We start from the raw sequence: 22,902 nt of genomic DNA, 5'->3' as shown, positions 1-22,902 counted from the left end.
GGCTCACGTACTTTAAGTACGCTCCGCTCGGGTTCTCGGAAGCCGGCGTTCTCGACTCGGCCTGACCTGAATCTCAACACACCTTAGGTCCTGTCCACCCTTCATGCCGCATCGATAACAGCTTGACCGGTCGCCTCCGGTCGGGCATCGAACCGCTGCAAATTCGCCGCGACGGTTCGTGAGTCGCGGCATGGAAAACGACGCGGAGAAAAAATGGCCGACGACATCACCGAGACCAGCCAGACTGTTGCCGCCGGCCAGCTGCGAGCCTTCATCGAGCGCATCGAGCGGCTCGAGGAAGAGAAGAAGACGATCGCCGACGACATCAAGGAAGTGTTCGCCGAGGCCAAGGGCACCGGCTTCGACACCAAGGCGATGCGGTCGATCATCCGGCTGCGCAAGAAGGACCAGGCTGAGCGGCAAGAGGAGGAAACCATCCTCGATCTCTACAAAGCCGCACTCGGCATGGTGTAAGGCTGGTAACAGCCCTGGGCGCCGGTTGCGCCCGCAACGGGTCGAACCATGAGCGAATTCGACTATGGCGGCCGCCGCGCCTCTGAGTTCCGCCAACGCGGCTTCTGGACGCTGTTCGCGGAACGGCATCCGGAAGAAAGGCCTCTGATGGCGCGGCGCGGACCCTTGTTCTGGCAGCGCGGGCTGCCCGACTTCGCATTGGTCCTTTCCATGTATGTCGCGCCGGCGCAGAACCATGTCGGCGTCTTCTTCGGCCGCAACGAGAAGTTCGGTGCCACGCAAGCCTGGTCGCGGTTGAAGCCGTTCCAGCCGGCGATCGAAGACAGGTTGAAGCTCAGGCCGGAACAGAGCTGCGAGGGCCTCGGCATCAATTCGCTGTGGCGCGTGAACTGTTTTGCCGAGGACAATTGGCCGGCCATGGCCGACTGGCTGGTGACGGAAGCATCGCGCTTCGAGCGCGCTGTTTCCGAGGTGCTGGGCGGGGGTGGCGAAGCCGGACCGTGAATTCGCGTCGCAGTGGCTTTAGTTAGTTCGGCTTCGCCGTGTCGCGGCCAATCCGATCGAGATGCTGTTGCAGCGCCAGATGGTCGAGCGCATCCATCCGCAGATTGGTGAACAGCGAGATGCGGTTGTTGAGCATGCGATAGGCATCGGCAAAGGCAAGATGCAGTTCTGCTTCGGTGCCGTCTGCCTTGCCTGGGTCCGGTATCGACCAGAGCGCGGTCATCGGATGACCCGGCCAGATCGGACAGGATTCATTCGCGGTGCTGTCGCAAAGCGTGAAGATGAAATTCATTTCCGGCGCGTCGGGCTCGGCAAACTCGTCCCAGCCTTTCGAACGGGCGAAGTTCGTATCGTAGCCGAGGCTTTCGAGCAGCTGCAGTGCGTAGGGATTGACCTCGCCCTTCGGTTGCGAACCGGCGGAAAACGCCTTGAACCTGCCGCCACCGATCCGGCTGAGAATGGCTTCCGCCATGATCGATCGCGCCGAATTGGCGTTGCAAAGAAACAGCACGTTGTAGACATTATCGCTCATCTCAAGACCTCCCTTGGCAGGCGACTGGATGATGGGGGCGGCAGAGTCCGGCAAGGTGTCTTTGCCGAGACGCCGACAAGGGCGACGTAGAAAGGTTTCACGACCGTTTGATGACAATTTGTCAAATCATACGCTTGCGTGCCGATGATCGATTTGCGTTGACAGGCTTGCTGCTTTGGAAATCTCTGCGGCTGTCGAATGAGAGAAAGCCGTATCGATGAGTGCGCCGGAGACTTTCGAAGGCGAAGACGGCAAGGCAGGCCGTGCGGCGGGTTTCTTCCGCTCGCGCTGGCAAGGCACGGCCCCGCTAGACCGGCTGTTCTGGCGCGATCTTGTCCTTGTCGGCACGGCGATCAACATCGCCGTGTCGGTGCTGGCGCTGATCCTGCTCGGGCTGAAGCTGCCGCTCGCTCTCGTTCTGGCGGTGCATTTCGCGCCGGTGCCGTACAATTTCTTCCTGACTTTTGCGGTGTGGCGGACCGCCGAGAAAACCGGCGGCGTCAAGGCTTCGCTGATGACGCTGGGGGCCGTGCTGTGGCTGTTACTAGTGGTGGTGATCTGACGGGACAGTGCTGCCGTCAAAGGCCGGCGGAAGCCGTCCTTTGACAACGTTGAATTCCAGTCAGGCGGCCGGCTCGAATTTCAGCGCGACCCCGTTGATGCAATAGCGTAGGCCGGTCGGCGGCGGGCCGTCCTCGAAGACGTGGCCGAGATGGCTGCCGCAGCGGGCGCAGTGGCATTCGGTGCGGACCATGCCGTAGCTGCGGTCGACGGTCGTCTCGACCGAACCGGGCACCGGATCGTTGAAGCTTGGCCAGCCGGTGCCACTCTCGAACTTCAGCTTGGATTCGAACAAGGGCTGGTCGCAGCCGGCGCAGAAAAATGTGCCGGCGCGCTTCTCGTGGAGCAGGGCGCAGCTGCCCGGCCGCTCGGTGCTGTGGTTGCGCATCACCGCATATTGCTCCGGCGTCAGCTGGGCGCGCCATTCGGCATCAGTGCGGGTGACAGGGTAGATGTGACTATCCATTTTATGCCTCTTAGCTCATGCCGCTATTGGGCTGCTTCCCAAGTTCGCCTAAAATAGGCTTTTGTTACGGCGTTTGCCGATATTTCCAGTCCTGCCGCGAAGAATTCCTCAGGCGATCGCTGCGAGATACCGCGCAACAGACCTTGCAAATCCCGTCTTTGCATCGCCGATGACGTTCTGGTTCCACCATGCGCCATAGATATGGTCGAATGCGAAAGGCTCCAGTGCCGACGCGATGTGGAGTACCTTCGGCGCATTGAGCGGGATGTAGTTCGGGTAGCTGTACATGAAGCTGACATGGCGGCGGGTTGGCGTCACCTGCAAGATGTCACCGGCCAGGATGGCGTCGTCGCCGTCGCGCTTCCAGTGCAGCACCTGGCCACCGGCAAAGTGACCGCCGCAACGGATAAGTGTCAGCGAGGGGTTGAGGGCGCGCGTCTCGCCCTGCCAACTGACAACCGCCGGATGCGGCCGCATCATCCACTTGCGGTCATCGGCATGCAGATAGATCGGCACGCCGCCAAACGCCTCGCTCCACTCGACCATCGCCGAATAATAATGGCAGTGCGAAATGGCGATCGCGGCCAGACCGCCTCGTCGGTTGATTTCGGCCACCGCCTCGTCGCTGACCATCGAGATGCAGTCCCACAGCACATTGCCGTGCGGCGTCTGTGCCAGCAGCGCCCGCTGACCGATGGCGAAGCGCGGCTCGATGCCGAAGGCGAGCACGCCGGCGTCGTCCTTCATCACGATCCGATGCCCGGCGGCGAGCTCTTGCGGCGTGATCCAGGCCTGGCCCTCCCAGCGCACATATTGCCGCTCGTCCTCGCAGATCGGGCAATGTTGCGGCGGCGTCGCTGCCGCCGCGAACTGGACGCCACATTGCAGGCAGAGGAAACAGGTCGGCCGTCCTGTTTTGCGTGGATCCATTCAGTGCTTCCTTGAAAGCTGCTTCGTCGCGGCCTCGAGCCCGGCGAGCGTCAGCGGAAACATGCGGCCGCCAAAGATGTCGCGGATCATGGCGATCGAATGGGTAAAACCCCAGTGCTTTTCGCTTTCGGGGTTGAGCCATACCGCGTTCGGCCATTGCTGCAGCAGACGGCCGAGCCAGACGACGCCGGCCTCCGGATTCCAGTGCTCGACCGAGCCGCCGGGATGCGCGATCTCATAGAGGCTCATCGAGGCATCGCCGACGACGATCACCTTGTAGTCCGGACCGTATTTGTGGAGCAGGCCGAAAGTCGGAATCACCTCCGCATGGCGGCGGCGATTGTCCTTCCACACGCCCTCGTAGAGGCAGTTGTGGAAGTAAAAATATTCGAGCTGGCGGAATTCGGCGCGAGCGGCCGAAAACAGCTCCTCGACGCTTCTGATGTGATCGTCCATCGAGCCGCCGACATCGAAGAACATCAGCAGCTTCACAGCATTGCGCCGCTCGGGCCGCGTCTGTACGTCGAGATAGCCATGCTCGGCCGTGGCGTGGATGGTGCCGGGCAGGTCGAACTCTTCCTCGGCGCCTTCGCGCACCCAGCGACGCAAGCGCTTCAGCGCGATCTTGATGTTGCGGGTGCCGAGCTCGACGGCATCGTCGAAATTCCTGAATTCACGCTTGTCCCAGACTTTCACCGCACGGCGGTTGCGGCTCTCATGCTGGCCGATGCGAACGCCCTCGGGATTGTAGCCATAGGCGCCGAAGGGTGAGGTGCCGCCGGTGCCGATCCATTTCGACCCGCCCTGATGGCGGCCCTTCTGTTCCTCCAGCCGCTTTTTCAGCGTTTCCATCAGCTTTTCGAAACCGCCCAGAGCCTCGACCAGCTTTTTCTCCTCATCGGTCAGGTGCTTTTCGGCAAGCCGCCGCAGCCATTCCTCCGGGATGTTTTCGACGTCGACGGGGTTTTCGCCAGCCAGCGCTTCGACACCCCTAAAGATGTGCGAAAAGACCTGGTCAAAACGGTCGATGTGGCGCTCGTCCTTCACCAGTGCCGAGCGGGCGAGGTAGTAAAAACCCTCGACGTCATAGTCGACCAGCCCCGCCTCCAGCCCTTCCAGTAGCGACAGATATTCCCGGAGCGAAACCGGAACCCGCGCAGCCTTCAGTTCGAGGAAGAAGGGGATGAACATCGTGCGACTTTTATCTGTGCCCTTCGATCTTCTCGCGAGCGGCGCTGGCGATGAAGGTGGAACGCGTGAGGCCGCGCCGGCTCGCTTCGGCATCGATTGCCGCCAAGAGACCTGCGTCGAGCGACAGATTGGCTCGGACAGGCCGTCCGGAATCGATCAGCACGGGGATCATCACGGCAGATTCGCCGGCGGCGCTATCGATTTCGCCCAGTCGGAGCAGATCTGCCACCGTGCGCGCGCCGGGCAAGGGCAAGTGCTTCGCCATTCGTGCCTCAGCCCATTCGCGAACGGCGGAGGTCGCGTCGGCTATCGCCTCCTCGGGACTTGCGCCACCGCCGTGACATCCGGGAAGATCGGGGACCCGCACTCCCCAGACATCATCTGCGCCGTCAAGAATTCCGACATAGTGCGTCATCATTCCTCCTTAAATCCATCCGGCAAGCCGGGCGATCGACCGTTCATCACATCAGATCATATTCGATGAAGCCGGTCCTGCGCGCCACGTGGTCGTAGAGCTTGCGCGCGGTGGTGTTGGTCTCGTGCGTCATCCAGTAGACGTTCTTGACGCCGATCTTGCCGGCTTCCTGCTTGACCGCTTCGATCAGGGCGGCGCCGACGCCTTTGCCGCGCACATCCGGGTCGGCGAACAGGTCCTGCAGATAGCAGTCGTTTTTTTCGGACCAGCAGGAGCGATGGTAGAGGTAATGGGTGAGGCCGACCGCCTTGCCGTCGAGGGTGGCGATGAACCCCTTTGGTTCGAACTCCCCCGCCGTGAAAAGCCGCTTCCAGGTGACCGCGTAGACGTCTTCCGGCAGTTTGGTTTCGTAGAAGGCGAGGTAAGCAGTCCACAGACGCTGCCAGTCGGCGTGGTCGGATTGTGCCAGTGGGCGGACGGTGATCTCGGTCATTTCATTTCCTTCCGAAGCTTCGGGCCCAGGCTGCCCCGGTGCCCGGCCGGTGGCAACGGTCCAGCAAAGGGAAAGCGCTGTCCGATCCGCATGCCCGGCCCTGCGCTATGGCTTCGGGCGTTCGTCGCTCGCAAAGCCAATCGTTGGCTTTTCGTCGGCCTTTGGCCGACCGCTCCTCACCCCTGCCTTCTCGCCATAAAGGCCAGCCGCTCGAACAGATGCACGTCCTGTTCGTTCTTCAACAGCGCGCCGTGCAGCTTGGGCAGTGCGTTTTTCGGGTCGCCGCGCAAATCCTCGGGCGCGATATCGTCGGTCACGAGCAGGCGGATCCAGTCCAGTGCCTCGGAGGTCGACGGCTTCTTCTTCAGGCCCGGCACGTCGCGGATTTCGTAGAACTGGGTGAGTGCGGCGCGCACCAGGTTCTGCTTGATGCCGGGATAGTGCACGTCGACGATCCGATGCAGCGTCTCGACGTCGGGAAAGCGGATATAGTGGAAGAAGCAGCGGCGCAGGAAAGCGTCCGGCAGTTCCTTCTCGTTGTTGGAGGTGATGATGACGATCGGGCGCACAGCGGCGCGGATCGTTTCGCCGGTCTCGTAGACGAAGAACTCCATTCGATCGAGTTCCTGCAGCAAATCGTTGGGGAACTCGATGTCAGCCTTGTCGATCTCATCGATCAGAAGCACGACCTTCTTGGCCGTCGCGAAGGCATCCCACAGCTTGCCACGTCTGATATAATTGCTGATGTCGTTGAAGCGCTCGTCGCCGAGTTGGCTGTCGCGCAGCCGCGACACGGCGTCATACTCATAGAGGCCCTGCTGCGCCCTTGTCGTCGACTTGACATGCCATTCGATCAGCTCGAGGCCGAGCGCGGCCGCCACTTGCCTGGCCAGTTCGGTCTTGCCGGTGCCGGGCTCGCCCTTGACCAGCAATGGCCGCTCCAGCGCGATCGCCGCATTAACCGCCACCATCAGATCCTTGTCGGCGACATAGGCCGCCGTGCCTTCGAAACGCATTTTTGCTCCTCGGTTTTCATGGCAACCGTAAGGAGACAGCCCAGCCGATGCAAGGCGCAGCGGCGAGGGCGCGGTGAACCCATGTGCCGCGCAGCTCCCAGGCAGGACCTTGCGACGAATAAAGCCGCCGAACATGGCCGTCTCTCTGGCGCTTGGCCTGCCATCGGCCTATATTGGGCGTGACGGTCTGCGCTTCCCGGCAGGAGAACATTTTCCCCGGGGCCTTAATGATCCCTAGGGAGCTGTCCCTGGGAAGACCCGTGGGTTTTCTCATACGGCGCCCACCTACTTTGTAGGTTCCCGGGATCGCTCTCTCCACCGGTTGTGTGGATCGTCACTTGACGCAAAGGATCCACGCTTCGGTGGATCATGCGGTGGAAAACGTCGCTCCTAAAACTCCATCCAAATCTGACCTTTTCTATCGTCGGCGCATGACATCCTCGAAAGACCTGAAAAGACAGTTGCGACGCGAAGCACTCGGGCGCCGCGACGCGCTCGATCCGTTCTGGCGGGTGGAGGCAGCGCTCGAAATGGCCGAGACGGCGCGGGACAGCATTGCGATGGAGCCGGGCCAGATCGTCTCCGGCTTCTGGCCGATGCGCTCGGAAGTCGACGTCCGGCCGTTGATGTTCGCCTTGCGCGAAAAAGGTGCACGGCTTTGCCTGCCGGCGATTCTCGACAAGACCACCATCGTCTTTCGCGAACTGGTGCGCGGCGCGCCGATGATCGACATGGGGTTCGGCACCGTCGGGCCGCATGAGGAGGCCGAGGTGCTCGATCCCCAGGTGATGCTGGTGCCGCTCGCGGCTTTCGACGCGCGCGGCCACCGCATCGGCTATGGCGCCGGCTATTACGACCGTGCCATCGCGCGGCTGGTCGACAAGGGGCAGCCGCCGCGGCTGATCGGCATTGCTTTCGACTGCCAGCAGGTGGCGCTGGTGCCGGACGAGCCGCATGACGTGACCATTCCGGAAATACTCACCGAGAGCGGGTTGCGCCGGTTCGCGCCGAAATTGTAGATAAGTTCCTGGACGCATGGTCTTTTCCGGAAGTCATGCAGCTTTTTGCTTCGCTGACCTTCGGTTCGGGATCATGTTTAGATGAGACTTCTCTTCCTCGGCGATATGGTCGGCAAGACGGGACGCACGGCGGTGTGGGAACAACTGCCCGGCCTGATCTCGGATTTCAAACTCGACTTCGTCATCGTCAATGGCGAGAACGCCGCCGGCGGCTTCGGCATTACCGAAGAGATCTTTCGCGAGACGATCTCGGCGGGCGCCGACGTCGTCACAACCGGCAATCATGTCTGGGACCAGCGCGATGCGCTGGCTTTCGCGCCGCGCGAGGAACGCTTTCTGCGTCCGTCCAATTTCCCCAAGGGCACGCCGGGGCGGGGCTCGGGCGTCTACATCGCCAGGAACGGCGCGCGCGTTCTGGTCGCCAACATCATGGGCCGGGTGTTCATGCATCCTGAACTCGACGATCCGTTTCAGGCCGGCGAGCGCGAGCTTGCCGCCTGCCCGCTTGGCGAACAGGCCGATGCGGTGGTCATCGATTTCCATGCCGAGGCGACCTCTGAAAAAATGTGCTTTGCGCACTTCGTCGACGGCCGCGCCAGCCTGGTTGTCGGCACTCACACGCATCAGCCGACCGGCGACCACCATATCCTCAACGGCGGCACCGGCTATATCTCAGACGCCGGCATGTGCGGCGACTATGATTCTTCGCTCGGCATGGACAAGGAGGAGCCGCTCAACCGGTTTCTGTCGAAGGTGCCGAAAGGGCGCTTCGAGGCGGCGAGCGGCCCGGCGACATTGTGCGGCGTCGGCGTCGACATTTCGGATCGCAGCGGCCTGACCGAGCGGATTGCGCCGTTTCGCCGCGGGCCGCGGCTCGAAGAAACCGCGCCCTCGTTCTGGTCATGACATTGATGTAAGCGATTGTAGTACCTAATTGCCGGCCACGCCTGCTTCAGATCGTAAGAGGGGACGACCTCCATGCAGCTCATCGAATTCCTGGCGCCACATTTCGCCTTTGTCTCAGATCCGACTGCATGGGTCGCGTTGCTGACGCTGATCGTGCTGGAGGTCGTGCTCGGCATCGACAATCTGATCTTCATCTCGATCCTGACCAACAAATTGCCGGAGGCGCAGAGGGCCCGCGCCCGGCGAATTGGTATTTCGGCGGCGCTGATCATGCGGCTGGTGCTGCTTGCCACCATCTCGATCATCGTCCAGTTGACGGCGCCGGTATTCACCGCGTTCGGCCACGGGTTTTCCTGGCGCGATCTGATCCTGATCGCCGGCGGCCTGTTCCTCGTCTGGAAGGCGACCAAGGAGATCCACCACACGGTCGATCTCGAGGATCACCAGGACACGATGATGGGTGAGACGCTGCAGCTTTCGCTGGCCGGCGCCATCTTCCAGATCCTGCTGCTCGACCTCGTCTTTTCGATCGATTCGATCATCACCGCGGTCGGCATGACCGACGAGATCGCCATCATGTATATCGCCGTGATCGTGGCAGTCAGCGTGATGATGCTGGCGGCTGGACCGCTCGCCAATTTCATCGCCAAGAACCCCAGCATCGTCATGCTGGCGCTGAGCTTCCTGCTGATGATCGGCATGACGCTGATCGCCGACGGCATGGGCTTCCATGTGCCGAAGGGCTACATCTACGCCGCCATGGGCTTTTCCGCTCTTGTCGAGGGGCTCAACATGCTGGCGCGACGTCGGAGGAAGGCAAAGGCGGGCGCGGGGCACTGAGGTTGGCGGGGCGAAGCGACGGCGCGAAGGCCTGAGCTCTGCCTCAATTGTCGCGGCCATGCAGAACCTTTGAGACGTCGGAGGGACAGCACCCCCCTCTGTCCTGCCGGACATCTCCCCCTCAAGGAGGGAGATTGGCAGCTTTAGCGCTCCGCTCGTCCTGCAGCGTTGGAGATTGGCGAAAGCCTCAGCGACATCCGATCTCCCCCCTTGCGGGGGAGATGTCCGGCAGGACAGAGGGGGTGGGAAGGATCGCTGCAGAACGGCTTTTTGCACCCAGCGAATTAAGCGGTCGGCGTGCCCTTCGGATGACGGTCGCCGATCAGGCCAAGCGTCAAGCCTTGCTCCAACCAGGCCTTGGCGCCGGCGAGCACCAGCGCGAAGCCATCGGTCGAGCCGATCGCCTGCTTGACCTGTTCATCGGTGCTGCCGGCAAAACCGAAATTGCGAACCTCGACAAAGGTGCCGCCCTGCATCTCGGTAAAAGTCCAGACCACCGTGGTCGGCGGATCGCTCCATTGCATGACGATCTTTTCGTTCGTGACGAACTCGCTGACCGTGACCGGCGTCGAAACGCCATACATCCGCCACTCCCAGCGAACTTCCTTGCCGCTGTCCAACCTGCCGCTGCCGTGGGTGAACCAGAATTTCGTCGTGATCGTCGGATCGACGATGGCTTCGAATACTTCTGCGACCGGCCGCCGGATCAGCATGCCGGCTTCGGCGGTCGGTGTCTCACGGATGTCCATTTCGTCCTCCTTCCGAACCGGTCTCCGTCACCAGGCGTCGGGTTCGCGCACCAGGTGAATGATGTTGGCCGGATTGGTGATCCAGCCGCCACGAAAACCTTCGCCGAGCGCCTCGATGGCGTCGCAGCGCACAACACCGGCTTTGGCGAGATGATCGGCGGCGGCCGGAAAATCGTCGGTGAACAGTTCCAGCCAGATCTCGGCCTGGCTCAGCATCGGCGCTTCGTCGATCCACAGGCGATTGGGGCCGAGCTCGAAACCGATGGCCGGCGCCTTGGTCGTGAACGGTTTTAGGCCGACGACATCGCGGTAGAAGGCGATCGTCTCCTGGTGTTGGTGGGGCGGCACTTTCATGGCGATGTTGATGCCGCCGGTGATTTTCGCAGCCATTCTTTCCTCCGTCTTCTCAGATATTGTCTTCATTGGCGGGCTCGCCCTTCATCTCGCTGCGATAGTAGCCGTCGCGCAAATTGATGCCGTATTCGACATAGGCCTTCATGCAGGCCAGCATCTGCGACCAGCCCTCGCAATTGAGGTAGGACTTCTTCAGGCCGACCGCGTCCTCGTGCCAGCCGGCCTCGGCGATGGTGACGAAGGTGCCGCCGTCGTCCAGCGGCTCGAAATTCATCTCGATGCGCGTCTTGTAGGCCGGCTTGCCGTCGGCGTCGGTGGCGTCCCAGCGCAGCACGATGCGGTTGTCTTTCTCCACCTCGTCGACCTCGACCGGGACCTTGCCCCACCAGATGACCCTGGCGCCGGCCACCAGCGGGGCACTGGCGCCGCCGATGGTGGTGAAATAGCCGCTGAGCTTGTTCGGATTGACGACCGCATCGAAGACTTCGGCAACCGGTTTGCCGATGCGGCCCGAAACTCTGAATCCAAGAGACATATCCACAGCTCCTTCCTTGATCGGATCGATATTATGTTATAAAAATATAACATGTCAAGCAAGGTGCAGGATGACAATGTTTTCAAGGCGCTGGCGCATCCGCGCCGGCGCGCGCTGCTCGACGAGCTAAAGGACGCGCCGCGGACCACCGGCATGCTGTGCGATGCCTTTCCCGACATGGACCGCTGCACCGTCATGCTGCATCTGAAAGTGCTGGAGGAAGCCGACCTGGTGGTGGCGCGGCGCGAGGGGCGCGAACGCTGGAACCATCTCAATGCGCTGCCAATCAAGCAGATCCACGACCGCTGGATCAGCCAGTACGCCACGCATGCGATCAGCATTCTCGACCGGCTGAGATCCGATCTGGAGGAGTGAGCGTTCGCAGGAAAGCAGCTGGCGGTTACCTTGCCGCACCATCCTTACGGCGCGGCTGGACGAATTGAGCCGATTTATCTATAAGCCGGCCATTCCGAGATAGAGCGCCGTACGTCCATCCGGACGCAGCAGGGACGTTCTGAAATTTTGACTTCGAGCATTTTGGCAAAGGCGAGGTGACTACCTCGCTGCAGGATGCTCTGCCAAGAAGACGACAGGGGTGCCATGGCTGGCCATTCACAGTTCAAGAACATCATGCACCGCAAGGGCCGCCAGGACGCGGTGCGGTCGAAAATGTTTTCCAAGCTGGCGCGCGAAATAACCGTCGCCGCCAAGAGCGGCACGCCGGACCCGTCGATGAACCCGCGCCTGCGTCTTGCCGTGCAGAACGCCAAGGCGGTGTCGATGCCGAAAGACAACATCCAGCGCGCCATCAACAAGGCGTCGATGGGCGACGCCGAGACTTACGAAGCTGTGCGTTACGAAGGCTACGGGCCAGGTGGCGTCGCGCTCATCGTCGAGGCGCTGACCGACAACCGCAACCGCTCGGCGTCGAATGTGCGGGCCGCCTTCACCAAGGCCGGCGGGGCGATGGGGGAAACCGGCTCGGTGTCGTTCATGTGGGACCGTGTCGGCGAAATCTTCTATCCGGCATCGGTAGGCAGCGCGGAGAAGGTCATGGACGCGGCGATCGAGGCCGGGGCCGACGACGTCCAGTCGGACGAGGAAGGCCACACGATCTATTGCGCCTTCGAGAATCTTGGTGAGGTGTCGAAGGCGCTGGAAGGCGCGCTCGGCGAGGCTGAATCAGTGAAGCCGATCTGGAAGCCGCAGACCAACATTGCGGTCGATGAGGAGCGGGCACAGTCGCTGATGAAGTTGGTCGCCACGCTCGAGGACGATGACGACGTGCAGAGCGTCTACGCCAATTTCGAGGTCGACGACGAGACCATGGCGAAGCTCAGCGCGGCATGAGCACAGCTCAACCAGACATGAGCGGAGTTCAGTCCGAGATTTGAGCGGAGCTTAATCTGAGATATGAGCGGAACTCAATCTGACATGACCGAAAAGCCGTTGCCCCAGGTCCGCATCACCTATTGCGCGCAGTGCCACTGGCTGCTGCGGGCCGGCTGGATGGCGCAGGAGCTGCTGTCGACCTTCGCAACGGATCTGGGCGAGGTCACGCTGGTGCCCGGCACCGGCGGCATCTTCACCATTTCCTGCAACGAGACACTGGTCTGGGACCGCAAGCGCGACGGCGGCTTTCCCGATGCCGCAAGGCTCAAGCAACTGGTTCGCGACGTGATCGATCCGGACCGCGATCTCGGCCATGCCGACCGCAAGAGCGACAAGTCAAAAGATACCCCGTCAAAAGACCCTGCCTGACGCAAGGTCTTTAGATTTCTGCCCTCGTTCACCGCCACGCCACGATGAAGCAGGCCAGCGCGACGATGGCGGTGATGGTACGGACGTGGTTCCACATCACCCAGTCCCTGAGATAGGTGGCCCAAACGGCGGCGCCGTTGGCGCTTGCCGGATCGACGGCGGCCAGCGCGTTGTTGAGCGGCACGTTGAAGATCATCGTCACGATCAGGTTGCCGACGAGGTAGATCAGGGCGCCGGCGAGAAGCCACAACGAGCCCGGTTGGCCCCAGCCGATGACAGCGCCGACGACGAGGACGAGGCAGATCAGCCCGGTGCCGAAAAGCGCGGTCATGAACAGCGGCGTCACCGCAGTGATGTTGATCGAATTCATGGCGGCGATGCCGCCCGCGGCCGGCATGCGGGCGAGGCCCGGCATGACGAAGCTGGAAAAGGCGAAGAAGACACCAGCGACGACGCCCGAGCCGAGCGCGGCGATGAAGGTGAGGGTGGGAAGCAGTTTCATGATCATGTCAGTCACTCCAGATGCCCGTACCAGCGGTTTCGGTTGCATAGGCGGAAAAGTCCTTTGGGGCGCGGCCGAGCACGCGCTCGACGCCGTCGGTCAGCGCCTCGTTGCGACCGTCGAGCACCTCGGTGAACAGCTCGTTGAGCAGCCAGGCGAACTCGGCCGGCAACTCGTATCCGGCTACTGCGGCGGTGAACTCGGCATGCGAAATCCTGACAAAGCGGATGTCGCGGCCGGCCGCCTTGCCGATCTCGGCGACCGCGTCGGCGAAGCTCAGCAGACGCGGCCCGGTCAGCTCGTAAAGCTGGCCGACATGGCCTTGCCGGGTAAGCACCGTCACGGCGGCGTCGGCAATGTCGTCGGCGTCGACGAACGGCTCTCCGACAGTACCGACCGGCAAAGCCACCTCTCCGGCGAGCAGCGGATCGAGCAAAAAACTCTCGCTGAAGTTCTGGGAAAACCAGGCGCAGCGCAGGATCGTCCAGTCGGCGCCTGAGGCTTTCAGCATCTCTTCGGCACGTTGCGCTTCGATTTCGCCGCGCCCCGACAGCAGCACCAGCCGGCGCACACCGCTTGCCACGGCAAGGTTGGCGAAGGCGCCGACCGCTTCGGCCGCACCGGGCACCGCAAGATCGGGATAGTAGCTGATGTAGACGGCACCGACACCATCGAGCGCGGGTTCCCAGGTCGTATCGTCTTCCCAGTCGAAGGGCGGGGTGCCCGAGCGCGAGCCGATCCGTACCGGCAGGCCCTGCGCCGTCAGCCTGTCCGCGAGACGACGGCCGGTTTTGCCGGTGCCGCCGAGGATCAAAATCGGTTTTGCTGCTGTGTCGATCATGGCGATTTTCCTTTGCTCACAAATATGAGTAATCCTCACATTTGCAAAACGTGATAAACCCTCGTATTTTGTGAGTCAAGCCAATTTGTTGATCATTCGCCAGGAGACAGTGATGGAAGGCTCGACCGTATCGGGTTCACAGGATGGCCAGATCGCATCGCCGCGCCGGGCGCCCAGCCAGCAGCGCAGCCGCGAGCGGGTCGAGCGGATGCTGGCCGCCGCCTCTGCGCTGATCGCCGAGCAAGGCAGCGATGCCATGCGCATGGGCGAGGTGGCGGAACGGGCTGGCGTGTCGATCGGCTCGCTCTACCAGTTCTTCCCGGACAAGCGAGCGATCATCTGGGCGCTGGCCGAGCGCCACACCGCCGAAAGCCAGGCCTGCATCGCGGCAGCGCTTGCACCAGTTAGCGACGCCGAAGGGCTGCGGCGGGCATTTTTCGAGCTGGTGGATATCTATTACGGGCTATTCCTGGCCGAGCCGGTGATGCGCGACATCTGGTCGGGCACGCAGGCCGACAAGGCGCTGCGCGAACTCGAACTCGCCGACAGCCGGGCCAACGCCGAATTCCTCACCGCGGTGCTGAAGCGGCTGCGGCCTACCGCCGATCCGGCGGCGCTGGAAACGACGGCGTTTCTCATCTGGCAGATGGGCGAGGCCACCATGCGGCTGGCGATCTCGGTCGGGCGCCAAGAAGGCGACGACCTGGTCGCCGCCTACAAGCGGATGGCGCTGCGCGAACTGGTTGGCGAATAGAGCCGCATTCAACAAAAAACCCGCCACGAGGGCGGGTTCCCTTCGATCCGAAAAGGCTTGCGGCTTAGAGGCCGAAACCTTCGAAACGCTTCTTGAACTTCGACAGGCGGCCGCCACGGTCGAGCAGGGTCTGCTGGCCGCCGGTCCAGGCCGGATGGGTGGTCGGGTCGATGTCGAGGTTCATCGTATCGCCTTCCTTGCCCCAGGTCGAACGGGTCATGTATTCGGTGCCGTCGGTCATGACGACCTTGATGGTGTGGTAGTCGGGATGGATATCGGTCTTCATTGTGCTATTCCTGGTTCGCCGGCGCCGCTGACGGGCATAAAGCCTGCGTCGATGCGCCCCTTTTTAAAACTCGAAGCCGCAGCTATTGAGGAGCCACGGCTTTTAAAAACGATCGGCGAGCCTATACATCAGCCGGAATTGAATCACAAGGCCGCGGTAAGCGCATATTGAGGCGCATGCCCAGAAGGCGGCCAGAGGAAACGGTCATGGCGCATACAAGCGGCGATGCAGACGAGCGTAGGCGCTCGCTCAAGCCGCTGCGGCGCCTGTTCCCCTACATCGCCCGCTACCGGAAAATGGTCATTGGCGCGGTCGTCTCGCTGACCGTTGCTGCGGCGACGACGCTGGCGCTGCCGCTCGCCGTGCGGCGCATGATCGACCATGGCTTTTCCGCTTCCGATTCCATTTTCATCGCCGAGTATTTCGCCATGCTGGTGGTGATGGCTGCCTTGCTCGCCGCGGCGTCGGCCAGCCGCTACTATTTCGTCATCACGCTGGGCGAGCGCGTCGTCGCCGACATCCGCAGCGACGTGTTCCGCCATGTCACGACGCTGTCGCCATCCTTCTTCGACACCGCCCAGTCGGGCGAGATCGTCTCGCGGCTCGCCGCCGACACGACGCAGGTCAAGTCGGCGGTCGGCGCCACCGCGTCGGTAGCGCTCCGCAATGTCATTCTTGGGCTTGGCGCCGTGGCGATGATGGTCTTCACCAGCCCAAAACTGTCGGGCCTCGTCATCGCCGCCATTCCGGTGATCGTGCTGCCGCTGGTCGCCTTCGGCCGCTCGGTGCGGCGCAAATCACGGCTGGCGCAGGACACGCTGGCCGACGCCACGGCCTATGCCAGCGAGCAGATCGGCGCGGTGCGCACATTGCAGGCCTTCACCAATGAGAAGCAGGTCACCGGGCATTTTTCAGCTGCCGTGGAAGCCGCTTTCGCGGCGGCGCGGTCCTCGATCTTTGCGCGCTCCTTCCTCACCTTCTTCGCCATCTTCATGATCTTTTCCTCGGTGGTGGCGGTGCTGTGGTTCGGCTCGCGCGACGTGCTCGACGGCACGCTGTCGCCCGGCACGCTCGGTCAGTTCCTGCTCTATTCGGTGTTTGCCGCCGGCGCGCTCGGTGCGCTGTCGGAGGTGTGGGGCGAGCTTTCCCAGGCGGCGGGCGCTGCCGAACGGCTGACCGAGATCCTGGCCGAGAAGCCCGCAATCCAGGCCCCAGCGCATCCCAAACCGCTGCCGGCGACGGCAAGGGGCGCAATCAGTTTCGACGACGTGTCCTTCTCCTATCCGGCCGGGCCCGACCGCGCTGCCGTCAACGGCCTGAGTTTCCAGGTCAAGCCCGGCGAGACGGTGGCGATCGTCGGCCCGTCGGCCGCCGGCAAGAGCACCGTCTTTTCGCTGCTTTTGCGCTTTTACGACCCCGAGACCGGCAAGATCATGATCGATGGCGTCAATGTGCGCGAGGCCGACCCCGTCGCCATCCGAGAGCGCATCGCCATCGTGCCGCAGGACGTCACCATCTTCGCGGCCAGCGCGCGCGACAATATCGGCTTCGGCCGCCCGGACGCCAGCCAGGCCGAGATCGAGGCGGCGGCCAGGGATGCGCTTGCCGACGAGTTCATCCTAAAACTTGAGAACGGTTATGACAGCCAGGTCGGCGAGCGCGGCGTGACCTTGTCCGGCGGCCAGCGCCAGCGCGTGGCGATTGCCCGCGCCATCCTGCGCGATGCGCCGATCCTGCTGCTCGACGAGGCGACCTCGGCGCTCGACGCCGAAAGCGAGACGCTGGTGCAGACGGCGCTGGAACGGCTGATGCAGGATCGCACCACGATCGTCATCGCCCACCGGCTGGCGACGGTGCTGAAGGCCGACCGGATCCTGGTCATGGATGGCGGCTGCATCGTCGAGGAAGGCACCCACCAGAGCCTCGTCGCCAAGGGCGGCATCTATGCGCGGCTGGCCAAGCTGCAGTTCGAAACCGGGGCGAACGCTTTCAGGGGCGCTGCAGAGTAGTAGGACGACGCTGCCAAACGGCTTCGTCTTTTGCAAATGGCGCTGCTCGGCAGTGACGAAATTGCCGCGGCGTTCGATGAGCTTGAAGATATGTCAGGCGCCCTTCAGCACCTCCCATAGCGCTTGCGCAAATGCTCGGTGAAATGCGTGGCGTTGAGCTTCTCGCCGGTGGCGCGCTCGAGCAGCTCGGGCGTCGACCAGTGCGAGCCTTGCGACCAGATCCTTTGCCGGCGCCAGTCGTTGATCGCCGCGAAATTTCCCTTGGCGAGGTCTTCGTCGGCGGAGGGATGATCTCTGGTCAGGGCGGCCCATTGCTGCGCCGCCATCATCGCGCCCAGCGTATAAGACGGGAAATAGCCGAACGCAGCACCCGGCCAGTGCACGTCCTGCATCGGCCCGTCGGCCGGGTTGTCGATGGTCGACAGGCCGAGATAGTCGCGCATCTTGGCGTCCCAGGCCTCCGGCAGGTTGGCGGCCTCCAGCCGCCCCGAGACAAGCTCCTGCTCCAGCTCGTAGCGCAGGATGACGTGCAGCGGATAGGTCACCTCGTCGGCGTCGACGCGGATCAGGCCGCGCTCGACCCGGTGTACGTGCGGCAGGATGTCTTCGATCGACCACGCCTCGCCGAGGTGCTTTTCGACCACCGGCAGCGCCCAGCGCCAGAATTCGGGGTTGCGGCCGATCTGCTTCTCGACGAACAGGCTCTGGCTTTCATGCACAGCCATGCCGCGCGCCTTGCCGAGCGGCCAGTGCGCCCACGCCTGCGGCAGGTTCTGTTCGTAAAGCGCGTGGCCGGTCTCGTGCAGCACGCCCATCAGCGCCGACAGGAAATCGGAGGTCTTGTAGCGGGTGGTGATGCGCACGTCGCTCGGCACGCCGCCGCAGAACGGATGATGCGATACCGACAGCGAGCCGTGGGTGAGATCGAAGCCGACCGCCGCCATCATGGCGAGGCCAAGCTCGCGCTGCTTTTCGATCGCATAGCTGCCCGAAAGCGGCTTCAGCGGATGTTTCGCCAGCCGCTTTTCCTGCACGGCCAGTGCCTCCGGCACGAAATCCCTGAGAAAGGTCTTCAACTCGGCGAAGACCGGCGTGATGTCGGCGGCGCGGTTGCCGGGGTCGTACTGCTCCATCAGCGCGTCATAGGGATCAAGGCCGAGCACGTCGGCGCGAAGGGCTGCTTCCTCGCGCACCAGCGCGACGACGCCTTCGAGCGCCGGCAAGAACCCGGCCCAGTCGTTCTTTGCACGCAAGTCGCGCCACAGCTGCTCGGAGCGCATCCGGGCGGTGGTTTGGCGCTCGACGAATTCGACCGGCAAGCAGGTCAGGTTGGTGTATTGCCGCCGGAATTCCTTGACCGCTGCCTGCTGTTCTTCGTTCAGCGTTTCCTGTTCGGCCGCTGCGATCCAGTCGGCGATCTCCGGCGCTGTCGCTCTGGCGTGATGCATGCCGGCCAGCGCCGACATCGCCTCAGCACGCTTTTCGCCGCCGCCGACAGCCATGTGGGTCGCCTCGTCGGCGCCGAGAATGGCGAGCGCATGCTCCAGTGCTTCGAGCTTGTGGCCGAGGTCGTCGAGTTTTTGAACGGACATGGCGGGTTCCGCTGAATTTGAACGGCGGGAAAAGATACCAATGTGCTGATATTGGCAACCCCGAAAGGCCGTTGGCGATGGGCACATGGTTGCTGGCCAGGATGCACAGCGCAATGGGTCTTGCAGGAGCGGTGGCGTGCGTGATCAATGTCGCGAGGCGGCGGCGCGTCGCATCGGGGAGACGAAGCATGATCGCCAATGTGCTGGTCGGGTTGGTGGCGCTGATCCACCTTTACATCGTCTATCTGGAGATGGTGCTGTGGGACACGCCGCGCGGCCACAAGGCGTTCAAGCTGACGCCGGAATTCGCCAGCGCATCGAAAGTGCTTGCGGCCAACCAGGGGCTCTACAACGGCTTTCTCGCCGCCGGGCTGATCTGGGGGCTTTACCTCGGCGAGGCCGGTTTCCAGATCAAGGTGTTTTTCCTGCTCTGCGTCGCCATCGCCGGCCTCTACGGCGCGGCGACGGTCGGCAGGAAAATCCTCTACGTCCAAACCGTGCCCGCTGCAGTTGCTCTGACCGCAGTTTGGCTGGGCGCATAACCCCGAAATCGGACTCGATTTTTGGAAAAATCCCTGTGCGGATTGCTGCCCGGGGCTTCGGTGCGGAACGGATCTTGCGCAAAATCAACAGATCATGCGCAAGATCAAGGTGCGGCGCTGTAATGGATGATTTCAGCCTTTTGGATAGTTTGGGCCGTAGCCGTTCGGATAGTACCCGCATCGCCACCGCTGCCGATGAGGAAGGCGCTGCCGGTGGCAGCCCGCAGCCTTTGGCTCACATGATCGATCTGCGCCAGCATTTTATGATACTGCGTGGCCGGCATCGTTCCATCTCGCGCGGCCCTCTGCGCGGCCGATCAAGTTGAGCGACCTGCGTGCGCAAGCCACGCGCTTCGTCCAGCTTGATCCTGTTCGCCTGCATGGCGCCTCGGATACCGGTATCCACGCTCTCTATCTGGTTGATCAAAGCTGCCTCATGCGGGCCGGCGTCGGCGCCGGCAAACGGAACGGTGACGAGAAGTGCGGCGAGCGTTGCAGTCCTGAGGGTCCTGGGAGTGAAAGAGCGCATGTTGCGTCTCCTTTTACAGGGGAGGCGGCGATTGGGAGGACCACCTTCCGGCCGTGGGCCCTCGGTTCCGTCGGGTCGCGATGGACGCTTCCACCGCCGGCGGTTCTCGGCCCCGTGACATAGCTAGGAGCGATCCTCGGCAAAGTGCAATCAAAAAAAGGTAATCTTTTCAGGCCTTGCTGGCCTGCATCGCCGCCCTAAATGCGGCCGCCGCCTGGAGCCGGGGCGATCAGCGCTCGGTCAGTTTCAGCTCGATGCGGCGGTTCTTGTTGCGCGCGTCTTCGGTGTCGGCGGGGTCGAGCGGCTGGAATTCGCCGAAGCCGGCGGCAACCAGGCGGTTGGCCGGCACGCCGTTCTCGATCAGGAACTTCACCACCGAGGTCGAGCGCGCCGTCGACAATTCCCAATTGTCGCGGTAGCGGCCGGTGCCCGACAGCGGCTTGTCGTCGGTGTGGCCGTCGACGCGCAGCACCCAGTTGATCTCCGGCGGGATCTCCTTCTGCAGGTCGATGATGGCGTCGGCGAGCTTCTTCATCTCGTCCTTGCCGGCATCGTTGATCACTTCGGAGCCTGTCGGGAAAAGCACTTCCGACTGGAAGACGAAGCGGTCGCCGACGATGCGGATGTTCTCCCGGTCGGCGAGGATTTCGCGCAGGCGCCCGAAGAAGTCGGACCGGTAGCGGTTCAGTTCCTGCACACGTTGCGCCAACGCGACGTTCAGGCGGCGGCCGAGATCGGCGATCTTGGTGTTGGACTCGCGATCGCGCGCTTCCGACACGTTGAGCGCTTCTTCGAGCGCTCCGATCTGCCTGCGCAACGCCGAGATCTGCTGGTTGAGGATTTCAACCTGGCTCAGCGCCTGCTGGCTGATCTGGCGCTGGTTGTCGAGTTCGCCCGACAGCGCCGTGGCCCGCTGGTTGGCGGCGTCGCCGGCACCGGTGCCTTGCGCCAGCAATTGCTCGAGCCGGCTCTTTTCCGCCTCCGACGCCGACAGCGACGCCTGCAAATTGGCGAGCGAATCTTCCTTGTCCTGCGTTGTCGAACGCTCCAGCGCCAGAAGCTGGGTCAGTTCGTTGATCTGCGAATTGAGGCGGTTGAGCACCGTGTCCTTGCCAGAGATTTCGCGGCCGAGCAGGAACTGCGCCAGCACGAAGACGGTAAGCAGGAACATGATCGCGAGCAGCAACGTCGACAGCGCGTCGACGAAGCCCGGCCAGTAATCGATACGGCGATCGGCACGCCGGCTCCTGGCGAGAGCCATGCTAATGGACTCCAGTCTTCTTCAAGGCGTCGGCGATCTTCTCCAGAGTGTTGCGCATCGCCTTCTGCTCGTCCGACTGGGCCTCGACCCAGTCGCGCATGATCTGCTGCTCCGAGCGCATGTTCTTGACCAGACCCGAAATGCCGTCGGCAAGGTTGGCCATGGCGGTGGCGACACGCGGATTGGCGCCACCGCCGCTCTCTTGCATGCTGCGCAGTCTTTCCGACAGGACGCGGATCTCGTCGGAGGACTCGGCCCTGGACGGTTCGGCGACAACGATGTCGGAGGACAGGTCGGTGACCGAGGACAGCCAGTTTTCGAGCTCGGTGTAGAAGCGTGTCTGGGCGCGGCCAGCCTGCAGGTCGAGGAAGCCGAGCACCAGGGAACCGGACAGGCCGAACAGGGAGGACGAGAAGGCGGTGCCCATGCCGGCCAGCGGCGCGGAAAGCCCGGCCTTCAGAGATTCGAGCACGGCGGCGGCATCGCCAGTGCCGGGATCGAGCGAATCGATGGTTTCGCGGATCGAGCCGATCGTGTTGAGCAGGCCCCAGAAGGTGCCAAGCAGACCAAGGAACACCAGCAGCCCGACAAGATAGCGCGAGGTGTCGCGGCTTTCGTCGAGGCGGGTGGCGATCGAATCGAGCATGGTGCGCATTGAGCTGGTCGAGAAGGCGATCGTCGGCGAGCGGCCGATCATCGCCTTCATCGGCGCCAGCAGCACCGGTTCGGTGGTTTCGGAGCCGGCCCGAAAAGAGTTGACCCAGCGCACTTCGCGAAACAGCCGGCCGACCTGCGCGAAGGCCAGCAGGATGCCGACCGCAAGCACGCCGACGATCAGGCCGTTGAGACCGGGATTGGTGGCAAAGGCTGTCGAGATCTGACGGGTCAGGATGGCGGCGATGAAAGCGACGATCATCAGGAAGATGACCATGGTCAGGAGAAAGACCTGCGGGCTCGACAATTTGTGCGGATCGTACATCAGCACGTCGGAGCGCCTGCTCATGCCGAAGGATTTGAGTAAAGCCATCCGTGCCCCGTTTCCGATGCCGCCGCCGCCGCGAATTCACGTTTGACGGCGACTCTAAACGCAATTGTGACCAAATTGAATGGCGCTTGGCAATATTGCCAAGCGGACCATTGCGTTAGGGTCGGTTGATGACCAGGCAGTCGACCATGGCGGCAAGATGCAGGCCGGCGCCGGTGACGACAAAGCCGTGCCACAGCGCATTGTGGAAGCGCAGGCCCTTCCAGGCGAAGAAGATGACGCCGCAGGAATAGACGATGCCGCCGGCGACGATCAGCGCGATCGATGCCGTCGGCAATGTGTCGACGAGCGGCTCGACCAGAACGATGCTGCTCCAGCCGATGGCGAGATAGAAGACGATCGCCAGCCGGTTGAAGCGACCGGGAAGAAGCACTTTGATGGCGATGCCGATCGCTGCCGCGACCCAGACCAGGACGATCATCGAGATGGCCAGCGGCGAGCCGTCGAGCTGGGCGAGGAAAGGCGTGTAGGTCGCGGCGATGAGCAGGTAGATCGCGGCATGGTCGAAGCGCCGCAATATCCACTTGGCAGGCGACGACACCGGCCACAGATTATAGGCCAGCGACACCGACAGCACGGTGAGCAGCGAAATCACGTAGAAAGCGGCTGCGATATATTCGCCCGGACCGGTATGGAAGGCAGCCAGCGCCAGCAGCGTCGAGCCAGCAGCAATGGCGAGCACGATGCCCACCGCATGGACGATACCGTCAGCGATCATTTCGGCGCGCGAATAGTGCCAGCGTCCCATGAAGGGGATTTCGATCTGGGATTTCGGGCCGATATGCGTCATGAATG

Annotated in this window: 31 protein-coding genes and 1 other RNA gene; 14 read left to right on the top strand and 18 right to left on the bottom strand. The window is 62.8% G+C overall.

Translation table 11 applies throughout. The features are described from left to right. Positions 1–213 precede the first annotated feature (213 nt). Positions 214–474: a DUF2312 domain-containing protein gene (locus AC0L2Z_RS15335; RefSeq protein ID WP_023800031.1), complete on the top strand. Its 261-nt coding sequence runs from the start codon at positions 214–216 to the stop codon at positions 472–474. 48 nt (positions 475–522) lie between these two features. Further along, positions 523–978: a hypothetical protein gene (locus tag AC0L2Z_RS15330; RefSeq protein ID WP_473628592.1), complete on the top strand. Its 456-nt coding sequence runs from the start codon at positions 523–525 to the stop codon at positions 976–978. A gap of 22 nt (positions 979–1,000) precedes the next feature. Here AC0L2Z_RS15330 and AC0L2Z_RS15325 read toward each other — a convergent pair whose 3' ends face one another. After that, positions 1,001–1,510, bottom strand: coding sequence for an arsenate reductase ArsC (locus AC0L2Z_RS15325; RefSeq protein WP_128170683.1), 510 nt, complete (start codon positions 1,508–1,510; stop codon positions 1,001–1,003). Between the two features lie 217 nt (positions 1,511–1,727). On the opposite strand from AC0L2Z_RS15325, the gene AC0L2Z_RS15320 reads away from it, so the two are divergent. Then, the gene (locus AC0L2Z_RS15320) at positions 1,728–2,072 is read left to right on the top strand and encodes a hypothetical protein (RefSeq protein WP_023800028.1); all 345 of its coding nucleotides are present in this window, start codon (positions 1,728–1,730) and stop codon (positions 2,070–2,072) included. 60 nt (positions 2,073–2,132) lie between these two features. On the opposite strand, the gene msrB is transcribed toward AC0L2Z_RS15320, so the two are convergent. The 6 genes from msrB to AC0L2Z_RS15290 form a co-directional block, all read right to left on the bottom strand. Continuing rightward, positions 2,133–2,537 (bottom strand): peptide-methionine (R)-S-oxide reductase MsrB, encoded by a 405-nt coding sequence (gene msrB, locus AC0L2Z_RS15315; RefSeq protein ID WP_473628590.1) that lies wholly within the window; start codon positions 2,535–2,537, stop codon positions 2,133–2,135. A gap of 108 nt (positions 2,538–2,645) precedes the next feature. After that, positions 2,646–3,467, bottom strand: a complete 822-nt coding sequence (locus tag AC0L2Z_RS15310) for an MBL fold metallo-hydrolase (RefSeq protein WP_473628588.1) — start codon at positions 3,465–3,467, stop codon at positions 2,646–2,648. Then, entirely contained in the window at positions 3,468–4,658 is a 1,191-nt protein-coding gene (locus AC0L2Z_RS15305; protein WP_473628586.1) for a vWA domain-containing protein, read from the bottom strand. It lies immediately after the preceding gene. A gap of 10 nt (positions 4,659–4,668) precedes the next feature. After that, a complete protein-coding gene (locus tag AC0L2Z_RS15300) occupies positions 4,669–5,073 on the bottom strand; it encodes a type II toxin-antitoxin system HicB family antitoxin (RefSeq protein WP_473628584.1) in 405 nt (134 codons plus the stop codon). Positions 5,074–5,119: 46 nt separating this feature from the next. Further along, positions 5,120–5,566, bottom strand: a complete 447-nt coding sequence (locus AC0L2Z_RS15295) for a GNAT family N-acetyltransferase (protein ID WP_473628582.1) — start codon at positions 5,564–5,566, stop codon at positions 5,120–5,122. Between the two features lie 176 nt (positions 5,567–5,742). Beyond that, complete coding sequence (locus AC0L2Z_RS15290) at positions 5,743–6,582, bottom strand: AAA family ATPase (RefSeq protein ID WP_473628580.1); 840 nt, start codon at positions 6,580–6,582, stop codon at positions 5,743–5,745. A 181-nt stretch (positions 6,583–6,763) separates the two neighbouring features. Here AC0L2Z_RS15290 and ssrS point away from each other — a divergent pair. From ssrS to AC0L2Z_RS15270, 4 genes are all read left to right on the top strand, one after another. Continuing rightward, a non-coding RNA gene (gene ssrS / locus AC0L2Z_RS15285) (6S RNA) lies at positions 6,764–6,919 on the top strand. A gap of 94 nt (positions 6,920–7,013) precedes the next feature. Further along, positions 7,014–7,601 carry a 5-formyltetrahydrofolate cyclo-ligase gene (locus AC0L2Z_RS15280; RefSeq protein WP_023800021.1) on the top strand — a complete coding sequence of 196 codons (588 nt, stop codon included), beginning with the start codon at positions 7,014–7,016 and terminating at the stop codon, positions 7,599–7,601. Between the two features lie 81 nt (positions 7,602–7,682). Continuing rightward, positions 7,683–8,507: a TIGR00282 family metallophosphoesterase gene (locus AC0L2Z_RS15275; protein ID WP_023800020.1), complete on the top strand. Its 825-nt coding sequence runs from the start codon at positions 7,683–7,685 to the stop codon at positions 8,505–8,507. 72 nt (positions 8,508–8,579) lie between these two features. Further along, entirely contained in the window at positions 8,580–9,347 is a 768-nt protein-coding gene (locus AC0L2Z_RS15270; protein WP_031255296.1) for a TerC family protein, read from the top strand. Positions 9,348–9,631: 284 nt separating this feature from the next. Here AC0L2Z_RS15270 and AC0L2Z_RS15265 read toward each other — a convergent pair whose 3' ends face one another. The 3 genes from AC0L2Z_RS15265 to AC0L2Z_RS15255 are packed head-to-tail and all read right to left on the bottom strand — an operon-like array spanning position 9,632 to position 10,985. After that, a complete protein-coding gene (locus AC0L2Z_RS15265; protein ID WP_023800018.1) occupies positions 9,632–10,096 on the bottom strand; it encodes an SRPBCC family protein in 465 nt (154 codons plus the stop codon). Positions 10,097–10,123: 27 nt separating this feature from the next. Then, positions 10,124–10,486, bottom strand: coding sequence for a VOC family protein (locus AC0L2Z_RS15260; RefSeq protein WP_023800017.1), 363 nt, complete (start codon positions 10,484–10,486; stop codon positions 10,124–10,126). Positions 10,487–10,502: 16 nt separating this feature from the next. Beyond that, a complete protein-coding gene (locus tag AC0L2Z_RS15255) occupies positions 10,503–10,985 on the bottom strand; it encodes an SRPBCC domain-containing protein (protein WP_128173565.1) in 483 nt (160 codons plus the stop codon). A gap of 51 nt (positions 10,986–11,036) precedes the next feature. On the opposite strand from AC0L2Z_RS15255, the gene AC0L2Z_RS15250 reads away from it, so the two are divergent. The 3 genes from AC0L2Z_RS15250 to AC0L2Z_RS15240 all read left to right on the top strand — a co-directional run bounded on the left by AC0L2Z_RS15250 (position 11,037) and on the right by AC0L2Z_RS15240 (position 12,746). Further along, a complete protein-coding gene (locus AC0L2Z_RS15250) occupies positions 11,037–11,360 on the top strand; it encodes an ArsR/SmtB family transcription factor (protein ID WP_473628578.1) in 324 nt (107 codons plus the stop codon). 225 nt (positions 11,361–11,585) lie between these two features. Next, the gene (locus AC0L2Z_RS15245; protein ID WP_023800014.1) at positions 11,586–12,335 is read left to right on the top strand and encodes a YebC/PmpR family DNA-binding transcriptional regulator; all 750 of its coding nucleotides are present in this window, start codon (positions 11,586–11,588) and stop codon (positions 12,333–12,335) included. Positions 12,336–12,419: 84 nt separating this feature from the next. Further along, positions 12,420–12,746 carry an Rdx family protein gene (locus AC0L2Z_RS15240; RefSeq protein ID WP_023800013.1) on the top strand — a complete coding sequence of 109 codons (327 nt, stop codon included), beginning with the start codon at positions 12,420–12,422 and terminating at the stop codon, positions 12,744–12,746. A gap of 28 nt (positions 12,747–12,774) precedes the next feature. Here AC0L2Z_RS15240 and AC0L2Z_RS15235 read toward each other — a convergent pair whose 3' ends face one another. After that, on the bottom strand, positions 12,775–13,254 hold the full coding sequence (locus AC0L2Z_RS15235; protein WP_473525171.1) for an anthrone oxygenase family protein: 480 nt from the start codon (positions 13,252–13,254) through the stop codon (positions 12,775–12,777). A 1-nt stretch (position 13,255) separates the two neighbouring features. Then, positions 13,256–14,089: a Rossmann-fold NAD(P)-binding domain-containing protein gene (locus tag AC0L2Z_RS15230; protein WP_473628576.1), complete on the bottom strand. Its 834-nt coding sequence runs from the start codon at positions 14,087–14,089 to the stop codon at positions 13,256–13,258. A gap of 112 nt (positions 14,090–14,201) precedes the next feature. Between AC0L2Z_RS15230 and AC0L2Z_RS15225 the strand changes: the two genes are divergently transcribed. Further along, positions 14,202–14,843 carry a TetR/AcrR family transcriptional regulator gene (locus AC0L2Z_RS15225; RefSeq protein ID WP_473628574.1) on the top strand — a complete coding sequence of 214 codons (642 nt, stop codon included), beginning with the start codon at positions 14,202–14,204 and terminating at the stop codon, positions 14,841–14,843. Positions 14,844–14,907: 64 nt separating this feature from the next. On the opposite strand, the gene rpmE is transcribed toward AC0L2Z_RS15225, so the two are convergent. Then, positions 14,908–15,129, bottom strand: a complete 222-nt coding sequence (gene rpmE / locus AC0L2Z_RS15220) for a 50S ribosomal protein L31 (protein ID WP_006327661.1) — start codon at positions 15,127–15,129, stop codon at positions 14,908–14,910. Between rpmE and AC0L2Z_RS15215 the strand changes: the two genes are divergently transcribed. After that, positions 15,112–15,300: a hypothetical protein gene (locus AC0L2Z_RS15215; RefSeq protein ID WP_419695079.1), complete on the top strand. Its 189-nt coding sequence runs from the start codon at positions 15,112–15,114 to the stop codon at positions 15,298–15,300. The genes rpmE and AC0L2Z_RS15215 overlap by 18 nt on opposite strands. Before the next feature lie 35 nt (positions 15,301–15,335). Further along, positions 15,336–17,138, top strand: a complete 1,803-nt coding sequence (locus AC0L2Z_RS15210) for an ABC transporter transmembrane domain-containing protein (RefSeq protein ID WP_473628572.1) — start codon at positions 15,336–15,338, stop codon at positions 17,136–17,138. Positions 17,139–17,242: 104 nt separating this feature from the next. On the opposite strand, the gene AC0L2Z_RS15205 is transcribed toward AC0L2Z_RS15210, so the two are convergent. Further along, positions 17,243–18,730 carry a carboxypeptidase M32 gene (locus AC0L2Z_RS15205; RefSeq protein WP_473628570.1) on the bottom strand — a complete coding sequence of 496 codons (1,488 nt, stop codon included), beginning with the start codon at positions 18,728–18,730 and terminating at the stop codon, positions 17,243–17,245. Between the two features lie 188 nt (positions 18,731–18,918). On the opposite strand from AC0L2Z_RS15205, the gene AC0L2Z_RS15200 reads away from it, so the two are divergent. Next, on the top strand, positions 18,919–19,272 hold the full coding sequence (locus AC0L2Z_RS15200) for a DUF1304 domain-containing protein (protein ID WP_473628569.1): 354 nt from the start codon (positions 18,919–18,921) through the stop codon (positions 19,270–19,272). A gap of 104 nt (positions 19,273–19,376) precedes the next feature. Here AC0L2Z_RS15200 and AC0L2Z_RS15195 read toward each other — a convergent pair whose 3' ends face one another. The 4 genes from AC0L2Z_RS15195 to trhA all read right to left on the bottom strand — a co-directional run bounded on the left by AC0L2Z_RS15195 (position 19,377) and on the right by trhA (position 22,897). Continuing rightward, a complete protein-coding gene (locus AC0L2Z_RS15195; RefSeq protein WP_473628567.1) occupies positions 19,377–19,556 on the bottom strand; it encodes a hypothetical protein in 180 nt (59 codons plus the stop codon). 474 nt (positions 19,557–20,030) lie between these two features. Next, positions 20,031–21,062 (bottom strand): peptidoglycan -binding protein, encoded by a 1,032-nt coding sequence (locus AC0L2Z_RS15190; protein WP_473628565.1) that lies wholly within the window; start codon positions 21,060–21,062, stop codon positions 20,031–20,033. 1 nt (position 21,063) lies between these two features. Further along, the gene (locus tag AC0L2Z_RS15185) at positions 21,064–22,089 is read right to left on the bottom strand and encodes a MotA/TolQ/ExbB proton channel family protein (RefSeq protein ID WP_473628564.1); all 1,026 of its coding nucleotides are present in this window, start codon (positions 22,087–22,089) and stop codon (positions 21,064–21,066) included. Between the two features lie 115 nt (positions 22,090–22,204). Further along, entirely contained in the window at positions 22,205–22,897 is a 693-nt protein-coding gene (trhA, locus tag AC0L2Z_RS15180) for a PAQR family membrane homeostasis protein TrhA (protein WP_473628562.1), read from the bottom strand. Positions 22,898–22,902 lie beyond the last annotated feature (5 nt).

Source organism: Mesorhizobium sp. WSM4850, from assembly GCF_055811735.1.
This window is presented reverse-complemented; position numbering and strand designations above follow the sequence as displayed.

What these genes read in the sequence shown, in the direction of transcription:
- AC0L2Z_RS15295 (WP_473628582.1), bottom strand. Translation starts at nt 5,566, where the DNA reads ATGACCGAGATCACCGTCCGCCCACTGGCACAATCCGACCACGCCGAC.
- AC0L2Z_RS15325 (WP_128170683.1), bottom strand. Translation starts at nt 1,510, where the DNA reads ATGAGCGATAATGTCTACAACGTGCTGTTTCTTTGCAACGCCAATTCG.
- AC0L2Z_RS15225 (WP_473628574.1), top strand. Translation starts at nt 14,202, where the DNA reads ATGGAAGGCTCGACCGTATCGGGTTCACAGGATGGCCAGATCGCATCG.
- AC0L2Z_RS15215 (WP_419695079.1), top strand. Translation starts at nt 15,112, where the DNA reads ATGGATATCGGTCTTCATTGTGCTATTCCTGGTTCGCCGGCGCCGCTG.
- AC0L2Z_RS15240 (WP_023800013.1), top strand. Translation starts at nt 12,420, where the DNA reads ATGACCGAAAAGCCGTTGCCCCAGGTCCGCATCACCTATTGCGCGCAG.
- msrB (WP_473628590.1), bottom strand. Translation starts at nt 2,537, where the DNA reads ATGGATAGTCACATCTACCCTGTCACCCGCACTGATGCCGAATGGCGC.
- AC0L2Z_RS15275 (WP_023800020.1), top strand. Translation starts at nt 7,683, where the DNA reads ATGAGACTTCTCTTCCTCGGCGATATGGTCGGCAAGACGGGACGCACG.
- AC0L2Z_RS15265 (WP_023800018.1), bottom strand. Translation starts at nt 10,096, where the DNA reads ATGGACATCCGTGAGACACCGACCGCCGAAGCCGGCATGCTGATCCGG.
- AC0L2Z_RS15320 (WP_023800028.1), top strand. Translation starts at nt 1,728, where the DNA reads ATGAGTGCGCCGGAGACTTTCGAAGGCGAAGACGGCAAGGCAGGCCGT.
- AC0L2Z_RS15190 (WP_473628565.1), bottom strand. Translation starts at nt 21,062, where the DNA reads ATGGCTCTCGCCAGGAGCCGGCGTGCCGATCGCCGTATCGATTACTGG.
- AC0L2Z_RS15255 (WP_128173565.1), bottom strand. Translation starts at nt 10,985, where the DNA reads ATGTCTCTTGGATTCAGAGTTTCGGGCCGCATCGGCAAACCGGTTGCC.
- AC0L2Z_RS15280 (WP_023800021.1), top strand. Translation starts at nt 7,014, where the DNA reads ATGACATCCTCGAAAGACCTGAAAAGACAGTTGCGACGCGAAGCACTC.
- rpmE (WP_006327661.1), bottom strand. Translation starts at nt 15,129, where the DNA reads ATGAAGACCGATATCCATCCCGACTACCACACCATCAAGGTCGTCATG.
- AC0L2Z_RS15300 (WP_473628584.1), bottom strand. Translation starts at nt 5,073, where the DNA reads ATGACGCACTATGTCGGAATTCTTGACGGCGCAGATGATGTCTGGGGA.
- AC0L2Z_RS15290 (WP_473628580.1), bottom strand. Translation starts at nt 6,582, where the DNA reads ATGCGTTTCGAAGGCACGGCGGCCTATGTCGCCGACAAGGATCTGATG.
- AC0L2Z_RS15200 (WP_473628569.1), top strand. Translation starts at nt 18,919, where the DNA reads ATGATCGCCAATGTGCTGGTCGGGTTGGTGGCGCTGATCCACCTTTAC.
- AC0L2Z_RS15270 (WP_031255296.1), top strand. Translation starts at nt 8,580, where the DNA reads ATGCAGCTCATCGAATTCCTGGCGCCACATTTCGCCTTTGTCTCAGAT.
- AC0L2Z_RS15260 (WP_023800017.1), bottom strand. Translation starts at nt 10,486, where the DNA reads ATGGCTGCGAAAATCACCGGCGGCATCAACATCGCCATGAAAGTGCCG.
- AC0L2Z_RS15250 (WP_473628578.1), top strand. Translation starts at nt 11,037, where the DNA reads ATGTCAAGCAAGGTGCAGGATGACAATGTTTTCAAGGCGCTGGCGCAT.
- AC0L2Z_RS15305 (WP_473628586.1), bottom strand. Translation starts at nt 4,658, where the DNA reads ATGTTCATCCCCTTCTTCCTCGAACTGAAGGCTGCGCGGGTTCCGGTT.
- AC0L2Z_RS15205 (WP_473628570.1), bottom strand. Translation starts at nt 18,730, where the DNA reads ATGTCCGTTCAAAAACTCGACGACCTCGGCCACAAGCTCGAAGCACTG.
- AC0L2Z_RS15330 (WP_473628592.1), top strand. Translation starts at nt 523, where the DNA reads ATGAGCGAATTCGACTATGGCGGCCGCCGCGCCTCTGAGTTCCGCCAA.
- trhA (WP_473628562.1), bottom strand. Translation starts at nt 22,897, where the DNA reads ATGACGCATATCGGCCCGAAATCCCAGATCGAAATCCCCTTCATGGGA.
- AC0L2Z_RS15230 (WP_473628576.1), bottom strand. Translation starts at nt 14,089, where the DNA reads ATGATCGACACAGCAGCAAAACCGATTTTGATCCTCGGCGGCACCGGC.
- AC0L2Z_RS15335 (WP_023800031.1), top strand. Translation starts at nt 214, where the DNA reads ATGGCCGACGACATCACCGAGACCAGCCAGACTGTTGCCGCCGGCCAG.
- AC0L2Z_RS15235 (WP_473525171.1), bottom strand. Translation starts at nt 13,254, where the DNA reads ATGATCATGAAACTGCTTCCCACCCTCACCTTCATCGCCGCGCTCGGC.
- AC0L2Z_RS15195 (WP_473628567.1), bottom strand. Translation starts at nt 19,556, where the DNA reads ATGCCGGCCACGCAGTATCATAAAATGCTGGCGCAGATCGATCATGTG.
- AC0L2Z_RS15310 (WP_473628588.1), bottom strand. Translation starts at nt 3,467, where the DNA reads ATGGATCCACGCAAAACAGGACGGCCGACCTGTTTCCTCTGCCTGCAA.
- AC0L2Z_RS15185 (WP_473628564.1), bottom strand. Translation starts at nt 22,089, where the DNA reads ATGGCTTTACTCAAATCCTTCGGCATGAGCAGGCGCTCCGACGTGCTG.
- AC0L2Z_RS15210 (WP_473628572.1), top strand. Translation starts at nt 15,336, where the DNA reads ATGGCGCATACAAGCGGCGATGCAGACGAGCGTAGGCGCTCGCTCAAG.
- AC0L2Z_RS15245 (WP_023800014.1), top strand. Translation starts at nt 11,586, where the DNA reads ATGGCTGGCCATTCACAGTTCAAGAACATCATGCACCGCAAGGGCCGC.